Below are 18,066 nucleotides of genomic sequence, written 5' to 3'. Positions count from 1 at the left end.
CAGGGCTGAATAAGCTTTCTTTAGAGTAGGACAAACAAGGAGGAAGTGTGATGGCCCCATGAAGTTCCATGAAATGGATGAAAACGAAATAGCCAGCGCCTTAAGAACAGATTTTACAGAAGGATTGGATGAAAAGGAAGTAAAAAGCAGACTTGAACAGCATGGGCAAAATGCTTTGGCCGAGGGGGAAAAACAATCGGCCCTGTTATTATTTGTGAGCCAGTTCAAGGACTTTATGGTTCTTGTGCTGCTGGCGGCTACTTTGATCTCCGGTCTTCTCGGGGAAATGGTCGATGCGATTGCGATCATAGCAATCGTGCTCGTCAATGGTATTTTAGGTTTCTTCCAGGAAAGAAAAGCAGAAAAATCACTTGATGCGCTAAAGGAGCTATCTGCTCCCCAGGTGAATGCTTTAAGGAATGGAGAATGGACGAAAATCCCCTCCAGGGAAGTCGTTCCAGGCGATGTTCTCAAATTCACAAGCGGAGACAGAATTGGTGCGGATATCCGCCTTATTGAGTCCCGCAGCCTGGAAATCGAGGAGTCAGCTCTTACTGGGGAATCTGTACCTGTTCAGAAAAACACCAGTCCGTTGAGGATTCCGAATCCAGGGCTTGGCGATATGGAGAATATGGCCTTCATGGGTACAATGGTCACGAGGGGAAGCGGCACCGGAGTTGTCGTGGCAACAGGGATGAAAACGGCAATGGGCCAGATTGCGGATTTGCTGCAAACGGCAGAGGCTCAGGAAACCCCGTTGCAGCGCAGATTGGAACAGCTTGGCAAGATCCTGATCACAGCGGCCCTGTTCCTCACTTTATTAGTTGTTGGAATCGGTGTTCTCCAGGGACACGATTTATACACCATGTTCCTGGCGGGGGTCAGCTTGGCCGTTGCTGCTATTCCTGAGGGGCTTCCGGCAATTGTGACCGTAGCCTTGTCACTTGGTGTCCAGAGGATGATCAGGAAAAAAGCGATTGTCAGGAAGCTTCCTGCTGTAGAGACGCTGGGCTGTGCATCAGTGATCTGCTCGGATAAAACTGGGACGATGACCCAGAACAAAATGACGGTCACCCATTTGTGGAGCGGAGGGAAAACCTGGACAGTCGATGGTGTCGGCTATTCACCGACTGGCCTGTTCTTCCATAAGGAAAAAAGCATCGACCCTCAGGATGAAAGGCCTCTGCAGCAGCTGTTGACTTTCGGGATGCTGTGCAACCATTCTGAAATCAAGGAACAAGAAGGCGAGTATACGATTGACGGCGATCCTACTGAAGGAGCTTTGCTGGTGGCAGCGATGAAGGCTGGCTACAGAAGGAATGCCTTGCTCGAGCAGTTTGAAATCATTAATGAGTTCCCGTTTGATTCACAACGGAAAATGATGAGCATGATCGTGAAGGACAAATCCGGAAGGAAATTCGCTGTCGTGAAAGGCGCTCCAGATGTGCTGATTGGCTTGAGTGAATCCATCCTTTGGGAGGAAAAGCAGCAGCGCCTGAACAGGGATTTGACCGCCAAGGTTCAAAACGCGATCGATGAACTTGCTGGAAATGCACTAAGGACGATTGCGATTGCCTTTAAGCCGATTTCCCAGAACACGGTTGTTCTTCATGAGAATGAAGCGGAAAAAGGACTGACATTCATCGGTCTGCAGGGGATGATCGATCCGCCGCGTCCGGAAGTCAAGACCGCAGTGAAAGAGTGCCGTGATGCCGGAATCAAAACGGTGATGATCACAGGAGACCATGTGATTACTGCAAAAGCAATTGCAAAACAGCTTGGAATTTTAACGAAGGACAGCAAGGTAATCGATGGAAAAGCACTCTCTGAGATGTCTGTCTCCGAACTGGAAGATATCGTGGATGATGTTTCCGTGTTTGCGAGAGTTTCACCTGAACATAAATTGAAGATTGTAAAAGCGTTGCAGAACCGGGGACATATCGTTGCCATGACCGGCGATGGAGTAAACGATGCTCCGGCAATCAAGGCGGCCGATATTGGCGTAGCGATGGGGATCACCGGAACAGATGTAGCAAAGGAAGCATCATCGCTTGTATTGCTGGATGATAACTTTGCGACCATCAAGGCTGCGATCAAGGAAGGCCGGAATATCTATGAAAATATCAGGAAGTTCATCCGATACTTGCTGGCTTCCAACGTCGGCGAAATCCTTGTCATGCTTTTTGCGATGATTCTGGGAATGCCGCTGCCTCTCGTACCGATTCAGATTCTCTGGGTAAACCTGGTGACAGATGGGCTTCCGGCGATGGCACTTGGACTTGATCAGCCCGAGGATAACGTCATGAAACGACCGCCCCGCCATCCAAAAGAAGGAGTCTTTGCCCGCGGATTGGGTTGGAAAGTCATTTCAAGAGGCTTCCTGATCGGGTTGGTCACATTGTTCGCCTTCATGATTGTTTATAACCGAAATCCGGAGGAACTTGCGTATGCACAGACAATCGCGTTCGCAACATTGGTAATGGCCCAGCTTATCCATGTATTCGACTGTCGAAGTGAAAGATCGGTCTTTGCCCGCAATCCGTTTGGCAACAAGTATTTGGTCTGGGCAGTCATTTCATCACTGTTGATGGTGCTGGTCGTCATCTACTCACCAGCTCTGCAGCCAATTTTCCACACAGTGGCAATCCAGCCATCTGACTGGCTGCTAATCCTGGGTCTGTCGGCAGTTCCGACATTTTTACTGGCCGGAACATTTTTTGCAAGAAAAACAAAGAGAAATATGATATAATCCGTTAGGTAATAGAGAAGGCTCTATTGCCTTTCTTTTTTTTACCCGTTCCATTGGGTCTGCAGGATAATTCGACTTTATAGAGAGATTGGATGTGTCCGATTATGGTCGTCAGTATGACTGGATTTGGAAGGAGCAAAGCTGAGTCTGAAAGATTCAGTGTCACAGTCGAGGTGAAAACGGTCAACCACCGTTTTTGTGAATTTCATATTCGCATGCCGCGCCAGCTTCTGAAACTAGAAGAGAAGATAAAAAAGAAACTGGGCGAACACATAAACAGAGGGAGAGTCGAAGTATTTGTAACTTTGGAGGGTGAAGGCATAGTAAGCCGAAGTGTACATATTGACTGGGAAGCCCTGGACGAATTTGTCCATCACATAACTGAGATTAAAAACAGGTACAGCCTGACAGGAGATCTTGAGATCCGGGATGTTGTCAGCAGGGAAGAAATCATCCACATCGAAGAAAAGGAAGCAGAAAACGAAGAGCTTGAACAGCTTGTTCTTTCAGCGGTTGATGAGGCTGGCGGTCAACTGGTGCATATGCGCAAGCTTGAAGGCAAAGCCCTTGAGGAAGATGTTCTTCAATACATCGAGCTGCTTAAAGGTAACATCACAAACGTTAAGCAGCTGGCTCCGGATGTGGTTGTCCAGTACCGCGAAAGACTTAGCAGGAAAATGGCTGAACTTTTGGACGCTCAGGCAGATGAAGACAGGATCCACACCGAAGCAGCTTTTTTTGCTGATAAAGCGGATATCAGTGAAGAACTTGCGAGACTTGAGAGTCATATAAGCCAATTCAAAGAAATCATGAAGGTGAATGAACCTCTGGGCAGAAAACTGGATTTTCTTCTTCAGGAAATGAACCGGGAGGTCAACACGATAGGGTCCAAAGCGAATGATTCGAGAATTGCCAGGGAAGTTGTCGACATGAAAAGCCTCCTCGAAAAGGTGAAGGAACAAGTCCAAAATATCGAATAGCGTTTAGAAAGAACCAAGAAAGGCCAAAATAAATAACTGATGATTGGGGGACCATCATGGCGATAAAGCTTATAAACATAGGCTTCGGCAATATTGTTTCAGCTAACCGGATCATTTCGATTGTAAGTCCTGAATCAGCTCCGATAAAGAGGATCATCCAGGATGCACGGGATCGAGGATCGTTAATAGATGCTACATATGGAAGAAGGACGAGGGCAGTCATAGTCATGGACAGCGACCATGTCATTCTCTCGGCGGTACAGCCGGAAACCGTCGCTCACCGTTTGAACGACCGGGATGATATTATTGATGAAGGGTAGGACTTATTCATGCAGGAAAAAGGATTGTTGATTGTTCTTTCAGGACCATCTGGCGTTGGCAAGGGAACGGTCCGTAAAGAATTGTTTTCACAGCCGGACACAGCTTTTGAATATTCAGTGTCCGCTACAACGAGGCAGCCAAGGGAAGGCGAACGCAACGGAGTCGATTATTTCTTCAAAACAAGGGAAGAATTTGAAGAGATGATCAGGGAGGATCAGCTTCTTGAGTATGCCGAATTTGTCGGCAATTACTACGGAACGCCTGTTGAATATGTCCGTGAAACGCTCGATGCTGGGAAGGATGTTTTCCTGGAGATCGAAGTTCAGGGAGCAAGCCAGGTGAGAAAGAAATTCCCGGAAGGCCTGTTCATTTTCCTGGCGCCGCCGAGCCTTTCAGAGCTTGAGAATCGGATCGTGACAAGAGGCACCGAGACCGAGGATATCATCAAGGGCAGGATGAGAGCTGCGAGGGAAGAACTTGAAATGATGGAATTATATGATTACGTTGTTGAAAACGATCAGGTTGAAAGAGCTGCAGCACGAGTGAAGTCAATCGTCGTAGCGGAACATTGCCGCAGGGAGCGGGTTCAACATCGCTATAAAAAAATGCTGGAGGTAGAATAAATGCTTTATCCTTCTATTGATTCATTAATGACAAAAATCGATTCAAAATACTCATTGGTATCTGTGGCTGCAAAGCGAGCACGCAACATGCAGGTGAGCATGGATGCAAAATTAGATAAGTATGTATCCCATAAATACGTCGGCAAGGCGCTGGAAGAAATCAACGCCGAGAAGCTTCACTTCAAGACAGCCGGAAGCCATGAAGAGTTAAATATCAACGAATAAGACCACGATAACAACCTATTTATTGGGTTGTTATTTTTTTGTGGTCCAGGAAATTACAAAATAATTTAGTTGTGGATAAATATATGAGTTTTCCAAATCCAGCTTCAGCGCCTAGCCCCTCGAGCACTTCGGTCCGCCCAATGAAGTCAAAGAACGACTTCACCGGTCGGCCCTCCAGTGCTTGTCGGGGCTGAACGAGGCGCTTGCGCTTTTGTTCTTTGAATGACTCATGGTGCACGTTTTCATAAACTCTATTGAAATTAAGGTGTTTCCAGGTCTTGTGAAACTCCTTGCCATCACGTATACATACCCATTAGCACCTGCCTATTTTCATGCTTAATCTGTGAAAAAATGTTATAGTTCAATCATAATGATAGTTTGTCTACAATGGGGGTTCTCTGACATGCTAAACGGAAAAAGAATTCTATTATGTGTAACCGGCGGAATCGCTGTATATAAAGGGGCTGCACTTACAAGCAAGCTGACCCAGGCTGGTGCCGAAGTTAAGGTGATCTTGAGTGAATCTGCAGCGAAATTCGTTACTCCACTTACCTTCCAAGCTTTGTCCCGAAACGAAGTTTATACAGATACATTCGATGAAAAAAAACCTGAAAACATTGCGCATATCCATCTGGCGGATTGGGCTGACTTGATATTGGTTGCTCCGGCAACCGCGAATATCATCGGCAAGCTGGCGAACGGGATCGCCGACAATATGATTTCTACTGCTTTGCTTGCTGCGACTGCTCCTGTATGGGTTGCACCGGCGATGAATGTCCATATGTACAGCCACCCTGCTGTGCAAAAAAACATGGATACTTTACGGGGCTTCGGCTATGAATTCGTTGAACCCGGCGAAGGCTATCTTGCCTGCGGATATACAGGCAAAGGCCGGCTTGAAGAGCCGGAGACAATTGTTGAGCGCGTTAGTGAGTTCTTTAATAAAAAATCAGGTGATCTTGAAGGGAAGACTGTGCTGATTACCGCAGGACCTACAAGGGAGAAAATCGACCCTGTCCGTTTCCTTACTAACCATTCAACAGGGAAAATGGGCTATGCGATTGCAGGGGAAGCCGTTAAAATGGGAGCCCGGGTCATCCTTGTTTCCGGTCCTGTCCAACTGGACCCTCCAAAAGGAACTGAACTTATTTCCGTCGAAAGTGCGGAAGACATGTTCCAGGCGGCGCTGGCTCATTTCGCGGAGGCTGATGTTGTGATTGGGACTGCAGCTGTTGCAGATTACCGGCCCAAATATGTATATCTAGAGAAAATGAAGAAAAAAGAAGGCGACGAGGCTCTGGAGCTTGAACGGACGAAGGACATCCTCTTAGAGCTCGGTCAAAGAAAGACGAACCAGGTAATCGTCGGATTTGCCGCAGAAACGAATAATGTAGAGGAACATGCGAAAGGCAAACTGGAACGGAAGAATGCTGACATGATCGTCGCGAACGATGTAAAGCAAGAAGGAGCTGGATTTGGCACAGATACCAATATCGTCACTTTCTTTAAAAAGGATGGAACGGACGTGCAGCTTCCATTGATGCCAAAAACAGAGGTTGCAAGAAACCTCCTCCTGGAAGTGGTCCAGCTGTTGAAAAAGGATGAAAGCCTATGAATATAGCAAGCGTTATTGTCGATGTTCCTGCCAAGCAGACAGACAAAACCTTTGACTATAAAATACCTGAAAAATATTTAGATGTGATTAAACCAGGGACGAGAGTCATCGTCCCTTTTGGTCCGCGGAAAATTCAGGGCTTTGTTACTGGTCTCAAGGACCATTCGAGCTTTTCAAAACTGCGTGCGATTATCGAGCCGCTCGATCTGACACCGGTATTGAACCAGGAGCTACTTGAGCTGGGAGAGTGGCTGACAGAGCATACCTTAAGCTATAAGATTTCCTCTTACCAGGTGATGCTTCCGGCAGCCCTAAAAGCAAAATACGAGAAGAAAATCATCCTGGCAAAAGGAACAGATATTCAAGACCTGCCAGAGTCTCTTTTGAATCATTTTAAAGAGAGTAATGAGCTAACATGGGATGACGCTGTTTCAAAGGGATTGGTACGTCAGCTGCAAAAGGAAGCAGCTGAAGGCAGGGTAGAGGTCGTTTATCAAGTGAAGGACAGGGTGCGAAAAAAACTGCTTAAGCATGTCTATCCTGCGATCGCACTGGACCAGCTGGAAGAAGCAAGGGACAGCCTTTCCTCACAGGCTTCAGGGCAGCAGGCAATCCTAGACTTTTTTCTTGAGCGCCAGGAGCCAGTGGAGCAAAGGCTTCTCCTGTCCACCCTCGGAATTTCACAGGCATCGGTTCAGTCACTTGTGAAAAAAGGGATTCTGAAGGTTGAAGAATTAGAGGTTTACAGAGATCCATATTCTGAAAGGCAATTTGACAGGAAAACAGCACTGGAGCTGACAGATGCCCAGGAAAAAGCAATAAGTCCGATTCTCTCTTTTATTGAAAGAGACGCGTATGAAGTGTTCCTTTTATATGGAGTTACAGGCAGCGGCAAGACTGAAATCTATTTACAATCGATTCAGGAAGTCCTGAGCAAAGGGAAGGAAGCGATTGTGCTGGTGCCGGAAATCTCGCTGACGCCGCAAATGGTCACTCGCTTCAAAGAACGTTTTGGCGACCTGGTTGCCGTGATGCACAGCGGCCTTTCTGCCGGGGAAAAGTATGACGAATGGCGTAAAATCCAGCGCAAGGAAGTAAAAGTGGTCGTGGGTGCCAGATCAGCCATTTTCGCGCCCTTTGAGAATATAGGGATCATCATTATTGATGAAGAACATGAAACAAGCTATAAACAGGAAGAAAACCCGCGTTATCATGCCAGGGATGTCGCCATCCAGCGTGCGAAAACCTATAATTGCCCTGTTGTCCTCGGGAGTGCGACACCATCACTGGAGTCATTTGCCAGGGCGCAAAAAGGCAGGTATAGTTTGCTGTCACTGCCAAAGCGGATGAACAACCAGGCGCTGCCAACCGTTGAAATCGTCGATATGCGTGAAGAGTTGCGGACCGGAAATCGCTCGATGTTTTCTGTAAAGCTTTTTGAAAAAATAAAGGACAGGCTTGAGAAGAAAGAGCAGACTGTTCTGTTCTTGAATAAACGAGGCCACTCTTCATTTGTGATGTGCCGGGACTGCGGGTATGTAATGAACTGTCCGCATTGTGATATTACACTCACTTATCACCGGTACAATGAACAAATGAAGTGCCATTATTGTGGATATGAGGACAGGGTACCGACAATCTGCCCCGAATGCAATAGTGAGCATATCCGCTACTTTGGGACAGGAACCCAAAAGGTCGAGGAAGAACTGCATAAGCTGCTGCCAGAAGCAAGAGTCATCCGGATGGATGTGGATACCACTGGCAGGAAGGGTGCTCACGAAAAACTTCTGACCGCTTTCCAGGAGGGACATGCCGATATCCTGCTTGGAACCCAAATGATCGCCAAAGGCCTGGATTTTCCAAACATCACGCTGGTTGGAGTTTTATCGGCAGATACGATGCTGAACCTCCCTGACTTCCGTTCGTCTGAAAAGACCTTCCAGCTGCTGACTCAGGTAAGCGGGAGGGCAGGCCGCCATCTGCTGCCCGGGGAGGTCGTCATCCAAACATATACGCCGGAACATTACAGCGTCGAGCTGGCAGGAACTCAGGATTTTGACCGGTTTTATCAGCATGAGATGCTGGTGCGGAAGGTACATCAATATCCGCCTTTTTACTTCCTCTCACTTGTCACAGTAAGCCACGAGGAATTGATGAAAGTCGTCTCAGTCACTGAAAAAATTGCGAAGTACATCTCATCCAAGCTGTCAAAGGATGCTGTGGTGCTGGGACCGGTTGCATCGCCAATCCCCCGCATCAACGATAGATATCGCTATCAATGTCTGATAAAATACAAAAAGGAACCAGAACTGAACAATGCTTTGAAAGCAATCCTGGACCATTACCAGCAGGAAACAGGAACAGGCGGACTGCAAATCTCGATTGACCTGAATCCTTATATCATGATGTAATCATCATTTTGCATAACATGAAAGTTTATGGAGATAGCCATTTGAACAAGCTAAGAATACCTGGCTTTTGCAAAGTGTCAGCTTGCTCTTTCTTGTTATTCATATAAGTGGTCAACATGGGAAACAGCCATGCTAAACAGTGAAATTAAATGGATTTAATGGAGGATTTATTTTGGCAGTAAGAAAAATAGTTAACTACCCGGCAGATATTCTGGAGCAGGAGTGTGACACGGTCACCGTTTTTGATAAAAAACTAGCCAAGCTGCTGGATGATATGTATGATACAATGATTGAATTTGATGGAGTAGGTCTTGCGGCTCCGCAGATTGATATAAAGAAACAGATTGCCATTGTGGATATCGATGACGAACATGGAACGATTGAACTGATCAATCCTGTCATTCTTGAGACAAGCGGTGAGCAAACTGGACCTGAAGGTTGCTTGAGCTTCCCAGGCTTATATGGGGAAGTAACCCGACCGAATTACGTGAGGATCAAGGCTCAGAATCGAAGAGGGAAAAGCTTTGAGCTGGAAGCCGAGGAGTTCCTTGCAAGGGCGATTCTCCATGAAATCGACCACCTGCACGGGGTGCTGTTCACCAGCAAAGTGTCGACATATTTGGAAGAAGCTGAGTTAGAGGAGTTGAACCAGGAATGACAAGAATCGTATTTATGGGAACTCCGGATTTTTCTGTTCCGGTCTTAAGGAGATTGATTGAAGATGGCTATGATGTCATTGCCGTTGTTACCCAGCCGGACCGTCCGGTTGGAAGGAAGCGGGTCCTCACTCCGCCTCCGGTCAAAGCGGAAGCGGTAAAGCACGGAATCCCGGTGTATCAGCCTGAGAAAATACGTCAGCAGGAAGAGCTGGATCAAATCCTCGCTCTTGAACCGGATTTGATTGTCACTGCAGCTTTCGGGCAGATTTTACCGAAGCAGCTGCTTGATGCGCCAAAGTATGGCTGCATTAATGTGCACGCTTCATTGTTGCCGGAACTCCGTGGCGGTGCCCCGATCCACTACGCAATCATCGAGGGCAAAGAGAAAACAGGAATCACGATCATGTACATGGTTGAGAAACTGGATGCTGGTGACATCCTTACACAGGTTGAAGTGCCAATCACTGAGACGGATACAGTAGGCTCTTTGCATGACAAAATGAGTACTGCAGGAGCAGACTTGCTTTCTGAAACAGTTCCAAAGCTGTTAAAAGGTGAGATCAATCCTGTTCCGCAAAATGATGAAGAAGCAACATTCGCCTGGAACATCAAGCGTGAAGAGGAGAAAATCGATTGGTCGAAACCGGGGTCAAAGATTTATAACCATATTCGCGGCATGAACCCATGGCCGGTTGCGTATACGACGATGGATGGAGCTGTTTGGAAAGTTTGGGGAGCAGTGAAGGAAGCTTATACAGGCAATGAATCCCCGGGGACCATCGTGAAAATCGAAGAAGACGGCCTGGTGATTGCGAGCGGTGACCAAACCGCGATAAAAATCACCGAACTCCAGCCTGCCGGAAAGAAAAAGATGGACGCAGGACAATTCTTGCGTGGAGCGGGATCCAACCTCCAGCCAGGAGTCAAGTTAGGAGACGAACATGAGTAAGAAAAAGAATGTCAGGGACGCAGCGCTGCAGCTCCTGGAAACGATCGAAAAGAATCAGGCTTACAGCAATCTGCTCCTGAACAGCACGATTGAAAAAAATGAAATTAGCCCCATTGATGTTGGCTTGCTGACAGAGCTTGTCTATGGCACTCTTCAGCGTAAAATGACACTTGATTTTTATCTTAAGCCATTTATCGAGAAGAACAAAAAACTGCAAAGCTGGGTTGTCAACCTTTTGCGTATGACGGTCTACCAGATGGTCTATCTGGATAAGGTACCAGACAGGGCTGCCATTTATGAAGCGGTTGAAATTGCGAAACGCCGAGGGCACAAAGGAATAGCAAGTCTTGTGAATGGAGTACTCCGCAGCATCCAAAGAAATGGGCTTCCTTCACTTGACTCAATTTCCGACCCAGCTGAGCGAGTTGCAATTGAGACAAGCCATCCAATATGGCTGGTTAAAAGGTGGGTAAGTCAGTTTGGACTCGAAAAAACACGAGAAATGTGTGAAGTCAATTTGATGGCTCCTCTTCAAACCGGCAGGGTCAACCTTACAAGAATTTCACGTGAGGATTGCCTTGGATTGCTGGAAGAGGAGGGCTTCGATGTGGAAGCAAGTCCTATTCTGCCTGAAGCAATTAAATGCCTGCGCGGTAATCTTGCCTCTTCAAAGGCATTCAAGTATGGCTTGCTGACGATCCAGGATGAGAGCTCCATGCTGGTTGCCCATGCGCTGGGTATAAAAGAAGAGGAAGTAATCCTCGACGCCTGTGCAGCACCTGGAGGAAAATCATCCCATATTGCCGAAAAGCTTGGCAACAGCGGGAAGGTCATCTCCCTTGACTTGCATGAGCACAAGGTGAAGCTAATTTCGCAAAACGCGGAGCGGCTGGGGCTGGAAAATATCGAAGCAAGGAAAATGGACAGCCGCCAGGCAGCCGAGCATTTTGAAAAGAATAGTGTTGATCGTGTTTTGCTGGATGCTCCATGTTCAGGGCTCGGTGTGATGAGACGAAAGCCAGATATGAAGTATACTAAGAAGGAACAAGATTTATCCCAGCTTCAATCCATTCAGCTTAGTTTGCTGGATTCAGTTGCTTTAATATTGAAGCCTGGCGGAACACTGGTTTATAGTACATGTACTGTTGACCGTGAAGAAAATCAGGAAGTCGTGGAGAAATTTTTGCATGAGCATCAGGATTTCGAACGAGATCTAACTCTGGCAGAAAGAATGCCAGAGGCAATCAGACCGTTGATCACTGGCCATGATGTCCAGATTCTTCCGCAGGATTTTGGCTCTGATGGGTTTTACATTGCTTGTTTAAGAAAGAAGGTGGAATAACATGGAACAAAAAAATACAACTAACGAAGAAAATGCCAAGAAGTCCATTTATTCACTTCAGCTTGATGAACTGAAGGAATGGCTGAAGGAACAAGGAGAAAAACCATTTAGGGCAGAGCAGGTTTTTGACTGGCTTTACAAAAAAAGAGTTGCAACATTCGAAGACATGTCAAACCTTTCCAAGTCGTTGAGGGACAAGCTTGAGGAGCATTTTGTTTTGACAACCTTGAGTACGATTATCCAGCAGACTTCATCTGATGGAACAATCAAATTCTTGTTTGAACTCCATGATGGTGTTTCAATCGAAACCGTGTTAATGAGACATGAATATGGGAATTCCGTCTGCGTCACAACGCAGGTTGGCTGCCGGATTGGCTGCACGTTCTGTGCTTCTACACTTGGAGGGCTAAAAAGGAACCTGGAAGCAGGAGAAATCGTTGCCCAAGTCGTAAAAGTACAACAAGCCCTTGATGAAACAGACGAAAGAGTCAGCTCGATCGTTATCATGGGAATTGGTGAACCATTTGATAATTATGACAATATGCTTTCCTTCCTGAAAACTGTCAACCATGAAAAAGGCTTGAATATCGGGGCACGGCATATTACCGTTTCAACCAGCGGAATCATTCCGAAGATTTATCAATTTGCTGATGAAAACATGCAAATCAACTTCGCGATCTCACTGCACGCACCAAATTCCGAATTGCGCAGCAGGCTAATGCCGATCAACCGGGCGTACAAGCTGCCTGATTTAATGGATGCGGTCCGCTATTACGTCAATAAGACTGGGCGCAGAATAAGCTTTGAATACGGATTGTTCGGGGGAGTCAATGATCAGGTCGAACATGCCGAGGAACTCGCACAGCTCGTAAAAGGATTGAAGTGCCACATTAATTTGATTCCGGTCAACTATGTACCTGAACGGGATTACGTAAGGACGCCCAAGAACCAGATCTTCAAATTCGAACGCACACTGCGTGACCGCGGTGTAAATGTTACAATCAGAAGAGAACAAGGGCATGATATTGAAGCAGCTTGCGGACAACTTCGGGCAAAAGAAAGAAAAGAAGAGACGAGGTGAAAAGATGAAGGCTGTTTTCATGACAGACAGGGGAAAAGTGCGCCTGCATAATGAAGACAATGGCGGCATCTTTACAAACTCTGACGGCCAGCGCCTTGCCATCGTAGCAGATGGCATGGGCGGCCATCGTGCAGGGGATGTTGCCAGTGAAATGACAATCAAGCATCTGAAAGCTCTTTGGGAGAGCACAACAAAGATACATACAGCCGAAGAAGCGGAAAAATGGCTTGAAGAAGCGGTTTTACAAGTGAATAAAGAAATCTTCCAGCATTCGCACCAGCATACTGAATGTGAAGGCATGGGCACCACCATCGTTGCCGCCATCAGCACCAATTTATTCGCGACAGTTGTGAACATTGGTGACAGCCGTTGCTATTTATTGAATGAAACCGGCTTCAAGCAATTGACAGAGGATCACTCTCTCGTAAACGAGCTTGTACGCTCAGGACAGATATCCAGGGAGGATGCTGAGCATCATCCGCGGAAGAATGTCCTTTTGAGGGCGCTGGGAACGGAAGAGTCGGTTGAAATGGACTTGAAGACGATCACCTTCGAGGAAGAAGATGCATTGCTGTTATGCTCAGACGGACTTTCAAATAAAGTGAGCCTGGAAGAAATGGAGAGTATCATCAGGGATGGGGAAATGTCCCTGAATGATAAAGCTGAAGAGCTGATCAAAAGGGCCAATCAATACGGCGGCGAAGATAATATTACTCTTGCAATCGTCGAATACCAGGAATTCAACGAGGGCAGGTGAAGAATATGATTATCGGAAAAAGAATCAGCGGACGCTATAAAATCAAGGATATGATTGGCGGAGGCGGAATGGCGAATGTCTACCTGGCCCATGATATGATCCTTGACAGGGATGTAGCGGTGAAGATGCTTCGGCTTGATTTTGCCAACGATGATGAATTCATCCGCAGATTCCACAGGGAAGCCCAGTCTGCAACGAGCCTTGCCCATCCGAATATCGTCAGTATATATGATGTCGGAGAAGAGGACGGGCTATACTATATTGTGATGGAATATGTGGACGGACAGACGCTGAAACAGTACATACAGCAGCACGCGCCTGTTCCGGTTGAAAAAGCTCTTGAAATCATGCAGCAGCTGACTTCAGCAATCTCGCATGCCCATCATAATCACATTGTCCACCGCGATATCAAGCCGCATAATATCCTGATTGATAACAGCGGCACGGTGAAGATTACCGACTTCGGGATCGCGATGGCTTTGAGTGCGACCAGCATAACTCAGACAAACTCTGTCCTTGGTTCAGTTCATTACCTTTCTCCAGAACAGGCAAGGGGCGGGATGGCAAACAAGAAATCGGACATATATTCAATTGGGATCGTCATGTTTGAATTGCTGACCGGCAGGCTGCCGTTTTCCGGGGAATCAGCTGTTTCGATTGCTTTGAAGCATTTGCAGTCGGAGACCCCATCCTTAAAAAGATGGAATCCTCAGATTCCGCAGAGCGTAGAAAATATCGTTCTGAAAGCGACTGCGAAGGATCCTTTTCACCGTTATGACAATGTAGATGATATGGAAGAGGATCTCCGCACAGCACTGGATGCCAATCGCCTGAACGAAGGGAAATTTGTCATACCAGAGGATGACGAAGCAACGAAAGCAATTCCCATCATAACAAATGACAGGCCTTATCATAATCTTGATGAAACAATTATTCGAAAAGAAACGCAAGATTCCCAGAAACCTGCTGAGAAACAAAAGCCCGAAAAAAAGAAGAAAAAGAAATGGCCTTTGATACTTACCCTTCTATTTTTGCTGATCCTGACAGCAGGAATCGTGACTGTCACGATGGGACCCGATTTATTTGGTCCAAAGGAGAAAGAAGTCCCAGATGTAAGCGGCATGGAAGTTGAAGAAGCTGTGGCGGAACTCATGTCTTCTGGATTTGTCATTGGCGACAAGAACGAAATCAGCGATGAAGAAGTGGAAGCAGGCAATGTCATCCGCACAAACCCAAGAGCCGGAAAAATGATCAAGGAAGGCAATGAAATTGATCTTTACATCAGTACAGGGAAAGCCGAGATGGAGTTATCCGACTATACCGGACGGATATTCGATGACGTCAAGAGGCTTTTGGAAGGCAAGAATTTCAAGGAAATCAAGAAAATTGAAGAACATAGTGATGATGAGCCGGGGACCATCCTGAAACAATATCCTCCAGGTGGCGAGTCGGTCATTCCTGATGAAACCGTACTTGAATTCACAGTCAGTCTCGGTCCAGAAATGGTGACGCTAGGTGATTTTACCGGATACAACAAAATAGCCCTCGATGTTTATGCTGAACCTCGCGGATTGGTGATCGAGACCAGTGAAGCATTCCATGATACCGTGGAAAAAGGATTGGTCATCTCTCAGGATCCGAAGCCTGGTACTGAACTGAGAAAGGGAAGCACGGTTAAGGTTGTATTATCGATGGGCAAGGAAGAAGTTCCTAAACGGACATCCAGAGAATTTACCATCCCATACGAACCTGAGGTGGAAGGGGAGCCTCAGGAGATCCAGATTTTCATAAGTGATCTGGATCATCAGGACGAAACTGTACCAGCAGAGACTTTCGAAATCACGGAAAACATAAAGCATACTCTGAATTTCCATATCGAGCCTGATGGGGAAGCATATTACAGAATAGTTAGGGATGGAAAGGTAATCCTTGATGGTCCCGTTGAATATCCAAAAGACTAAAAGACAGGGAGTGTTGCTATGCCTGAGGGCAAAATTATCAAGGCACTGAGCGGTTTTTATTATGTTGCGAACGAGGATGGAGTGTACCAATGCCGGGGGCGCGGCGTTTTCCGCAAAAACAAGGTGACGCCGCTTGTTGGCGACGAGGTTGTTTTCCAGGTTGAAAATGAAACCGACGGCTATATTCTTGAGGTGAAGAAGCGGAAGAATGAGCTTGTACGGCCTCCGATCGCAAATGTAGATCAGGCGATTCTTGTCTTTTCTGCGGTAGAACCCGACTTCAGCACAGCACTTCTCGACAGATTCCTGGTCCTGGTTGAATATAATCGCATCCAGCCGATCATCTGCATCACGAAAATGGATTTAACAACGGAAGAGCAAAAAACCCGGCTGGAGGGTTATGCCATTGATTACCGTAATGCAGGCTATGAAGTCATTTTTACCTCTTCTGAAACTTCGGCAGGGCTGGAGGAACTGAGTCCGCATATCGAGGGGAAAATCTCTGTTTTTGCCGGACAGTCAGGTGTAGGAAAGTCTTCTTTGCTTAATGCGATCCGCCCGGATTTGGAACTCAAGACTGACGATATTTCCTCGCACCTGGGCCGCGGCAAACATACGACAAGGCATGTGGAGTTGATTTCAATCAACAATGGACTTGTTGCTGATACGCCTGGTTTCAGTTCACTGGAGTTCACCGAAATAGAGGCTGAAGAGTTGAATTCATGTTTCCCTGATATCTCGGAAATCAGTGAGAACTGCAAGTTCCGAGGCTGCCTCCATATGGCTGAACCGAAGTGTGCCGTAAAAGCAGCGGTGGAAGCAGAGACATTGCCTGAATACAGGTATTCGCATTATAAGGACTTTTTGTTGGAAATAAAAGATAGAAAGCCGAGGTACTGAATATGGTTAAAATAGCACCATCCATCCTTTCTGCCGATTTTGCCCGTCTGGGCGAGGAAATCAAGGATGTTGAACGAGGCGGAGCTGATTATATTCATGTCGATGTCATGGACGGACATTTTGTGCCGAATATTACGATAGGGCCATTGATTGTTGAAGCGATCCGGCCAGTTACAACATTGCCGCTTGATGTCCATTTGATGATTGAGAACCCGGACCAGTACATCGAAGCCTTCGCAAAAGCGGGAGCAGATTATATTACCGTACATGTGGAAGCATGCAGACACCTTCACAGGACCATTCAGATGATTAAATCTACCGGCGTAAAAGCAGGGGTGGTCATCAACCCTGCAACACCGGTGGAAAGCTTAAGACATGTTATCGAGGATGTAGATCTGGTGCTGCTGATGTCCGTGAACCCTGGCTTTGGCGGCCAAAAATTCATTCCATCGGTACTGCCAAAAATCAGGCAGGTAAAAGAACTTGCTGATTCATTGAACCCTGAGCTTGAAATCGAGATTGATGGCGGTGTGAATGAAGAAACCGCGAAGCTATGCATTGAAGCAGGAGCAAATGTGCTGGTGGCTGGATCCGCAGTCTTCAACAAAGAAGACAGGGCAGCTGCGATTGCGAGTTTAAGGTAAGTTAAAAGCCAGCCGGCTAAATGAACGGCTGGCTTTTCTGCAGTTCAGAATCATGAGACCAGCGTTATAGGGGGAGACAATGTTGAAAATTCATTTAGTTGCAGGCGGTCCGTTGAATCTGATACCGGAATTTGCCCCATTTGATGAAAAAGAGGCTGTATGGATTGGCATAGACAGAGGGGTGTATTACTTGCTGAATGCAGGAATACGGCCTGAAGCAGCGTTTGGCGACTTCGATTCAGTTACAGAAGAAGAATTGGCAGAGATTGAGCGTAAGGTAAAAGAACTAAAGAAGTTCAAACCAGAAAAAGATGAGACGGACATGGAGCTTGCTTTAAACTGGGCTCTTGAACAGGAGCCTGAAGGGATCACCATCTTTGGGGCGACAGGAGGCCGTCTTGATCACCTGATGGCCAACATCCAGCTTCTCCTCAAACCATTGCAGAAAAAAAACGACATCCATATTGAAATAATCGATCTCACAAATATTTTATATATAAAGGGACCGGGCACCTATACCGTTGAAAAAATGGAGGATTTTAAGTATATTTCCTTCCTTCCGGTCACTCCCGCAGTTTCAGGGTTGACGCTGGAAAATTTCAAATACCCTTTAAATGACTGTCATATTCCAATGGGCTCGACACTATGTATTAGTAATGAACTTATTAGAGGTCATGGTACTTTTTCTTTTTCCGAAGGCATATTATTAGTTGTAAGGAGCAAGGATTGATTCGTCTTCGGCAAGCGCTCTTTTCATAAAAAGGATTCTCGGAAAGGAGCAAATTTTGTATACCCGGGAATATACTATAGGGATACAGAAAGAAGACAGGTTTGCGAGAGATGGTGAGG

The 18,066-nt window shown here is 46.5% G+C and carries 16 protein-coding genes; all 16 read left to right on the top strand.

What is annotated here, in order from left to right; genetic code table 11:
* Positions 1-58: 58 nt before the first annotated feature.
* The 16 genes from EJA10_RS06345 to EJA10_RS06270 all read left to right on the top strand — a co-directional run bounded on the left by EJA10_RS06345 (position 59) and on the right by EJA10_RS06270 (position 17,947).
* The gene (locus EJA10_RS06345; RefSeq protein WP_125479167.1) at positions 59-2,749 is read left to right on the top strand and encodes a calcium-translocating P-type ATPase, SERCA-type; all 2,691 of its coding nucleotides are present in this window, start codon (positions 59-61) and stop codon (positions 2,747-2,749) included.
* Positions 2,750-2,853: 104 nt separating this feature from the next.
* Positions 2,854-3,729, top strand: a complete 876-nt coding sequence (locus EJA10_RS06340; protein WP_125479166.1) for a YicC/YloC family endoribonuclease — start codon at positions 2,854-2,856, stop codon at positions 3,727-3,729.
* A 56-nt stretch (positions 3,730-3,785) separates the two neighbouring features.
* Positions 3,786-4,049, top strand: a complete 264-nt coding sequence (gene remA, locus EJA10_RS06335; RefSeq protein ID WP_023614949.1) for an extracellular matrix/biofilm regulator RemA — start codon at positions 3,786-3,788, stop codon at positions 4,047-4,049.
* A 9-nt stretch (positions 4,050-4,058) separates the two neighbouring features.
* A complete protein-coding gene (gmk, locus tag EJA10_RS06330) occupies positions 4,059-4,673 on the top strand; it encodes a guanylate kinase (protein ID WP_125479165.1) in 615 nt (204 codons plus the stop codon).
* The gene (rpoZ, locus tag EJA10_RS06325; RefSeq protein WP_125479164.1) at positions 4,674-4,898 is read left to right on the top strand and encodes a DNA-directed RNA polymerase subunit omega; all 225 of its coding nucleotides are present in this window, start codon (positions 4,674-4,676) and stop codon (positions 4,896-4,898) included. It abuts the gene before it with no gap.
* A 403-nt stretch (positions 4,899-5,301) separates the two neighbouring features.
* Positions 5,302-6,513: a bifunctional phosphopantothenoylcysteine decarboxylase/phosphopantothenate--cysteine ligase CoaBC gene (coaBC, locus tag EJA10_RS06320; RefSeq protein WP_125479163.1), complete on the top strand. Its 1,212-nt coding sequence runs from the start codon at positions 5,302-5,304 to the stop codon at positions 6,511-6,513.
* Positions 6,510-8,924, top strand: a complete 2,415-nt coding sequence (gene priA, locus EJA10_RS06315; protein ID WP_125479162.1) for a primosomal protein N' — start codon at positions 6,510-6,512, stop codon at positions 8,922-8,924. Before coaBC ends, priA begins: the two co-directional genes overlap by 4 nt.
* A 172-nt stretch (positions 8,925-9,096) precedes the next feature.
* Positions 9,097-9,582 (top strand): peptide deformylase, encoded by a 486-nt coding sequence (gene def / locus EJA10_RS06310; RefSeq protein ID WP_125479161.1) that lies wholly within the window; start codon positions 9,097-9,099, stop codon positions 9,580-9,582.
* Positions 9,579-10,532, top strand: coding sequence for a methionyl-tRNA formyltransferase (fmt, locus tag EJA10_RS06305; RefSeq protein ID WP_125479160.1), 954 nt, complete (start codon positions 9,579-9,581; stop codon positions 10,530-10,532). The genes def and fmt overlap by 4 nt, the downstream gene beginning before the upstream one ends.
* Positions 10,525-11,874, top strand: coding sequence for a 16S rRNA (cytosine(967)-C(5))-methyltransferase RsmB (rsmB, locus tag EJA10_RS06300; RefSeq protein WP_125479159.1), 1,350 nt, complete (start codon positions 10,525-10,527; stop codon positions 11,872-11,874). Before fmt ends, rsmB begins: the two co-directional genes overlap by 8 nt.
* A gap of 1 nt (position 11,875) precedes the next feature.
* Entirely contained in the window at positions 11,876-12,955 is a 1,080-nt protein-coding gene (gene rlmN, locus EJA10_RS06295; RefSeq protein ID WP_125479158.1) for a dual-specificity RNA methyltransferase RlmN, read from the top strand.
* Between the two features lie 4 nt (positions 12,956-12,959).
* Positions 12,960-13,712: a Stp1/IreP family PP2C-type Ser/Thr phosphatase gene (locus tag EJA10_RS06290; RefSeq protein ID WP_125479376.1), complete on the top strand. Its 753-nt coding sequence runs from the start codon at positions 12,960-12,962 to the stop codon at positions 13,710-13,712.
* Positions 13,713-13,717: 5 nt separating this feature from the next.
* On the top strand, positions 13,718-15,673 hold the full coding sequence (pknB, locus tag EJA10_RS06285) for a Stk1 family PASTA domain-containing Ser/Thr kinase (protein WP_125479157.1): 1,956 nt from the start codon (positions 13,718-13,720) through the stop codon (positions 15,671-15,673).
* Between the two features lie 18 nt (positions 15,674-15,691).
* A complete protein-coding gene (gene rsgA / locus EJA10_RS06280; protein WP_125479156.1) occupies positions 15,692-16,573 on the top strand; it encodes a ribosome small subunit-dependent GTPase A in 882 nt (293 codons plus the stop codon).
* 2 nt (positions 16,574-16,575) lie between these two features.
* On the top strand, positions 16,576-17,217 hold the full coding sequence (gene rpe / locus EJA10_RS06275; protein WP_125479155.1) for a ribulose-phosphate 3-epimerase: 642 nt from the start codon (positions 16,576-16,578) through the stop codon (positions 17,215-17,217).
* A 79-nt stretch (positions 17,218-17,296) separates the two neighbouring features.
* A complete protein-coding gene (locus EJA10_RS06270; protein ID WP_211340538.1) occupies positions 17,297-17,947 on the top strand; it encodes a thiamine diphosphokinase in 651 nt (216 codons plus the stop codon).
* The last annotated feature ends 119 nt before the right edge of the window (positions 17,948-18,066 follow it).

The organism is Mesobacillus subterraneus, from assembly GCF_003937825.1.
In the GTDB taxonomy this organism is placed as follows: domain Bacteria; phylum Bacillota; class Bacilli; order Bacillales; family Cytobacillaceae; genus Mesobacillus; species Mesobacillus subterraneus.
The sequence above is the reverse complement of the archived record's forward strand: the minus strand, read 5'-3'. Positions and strand labels throughout refer to the sequence as shown.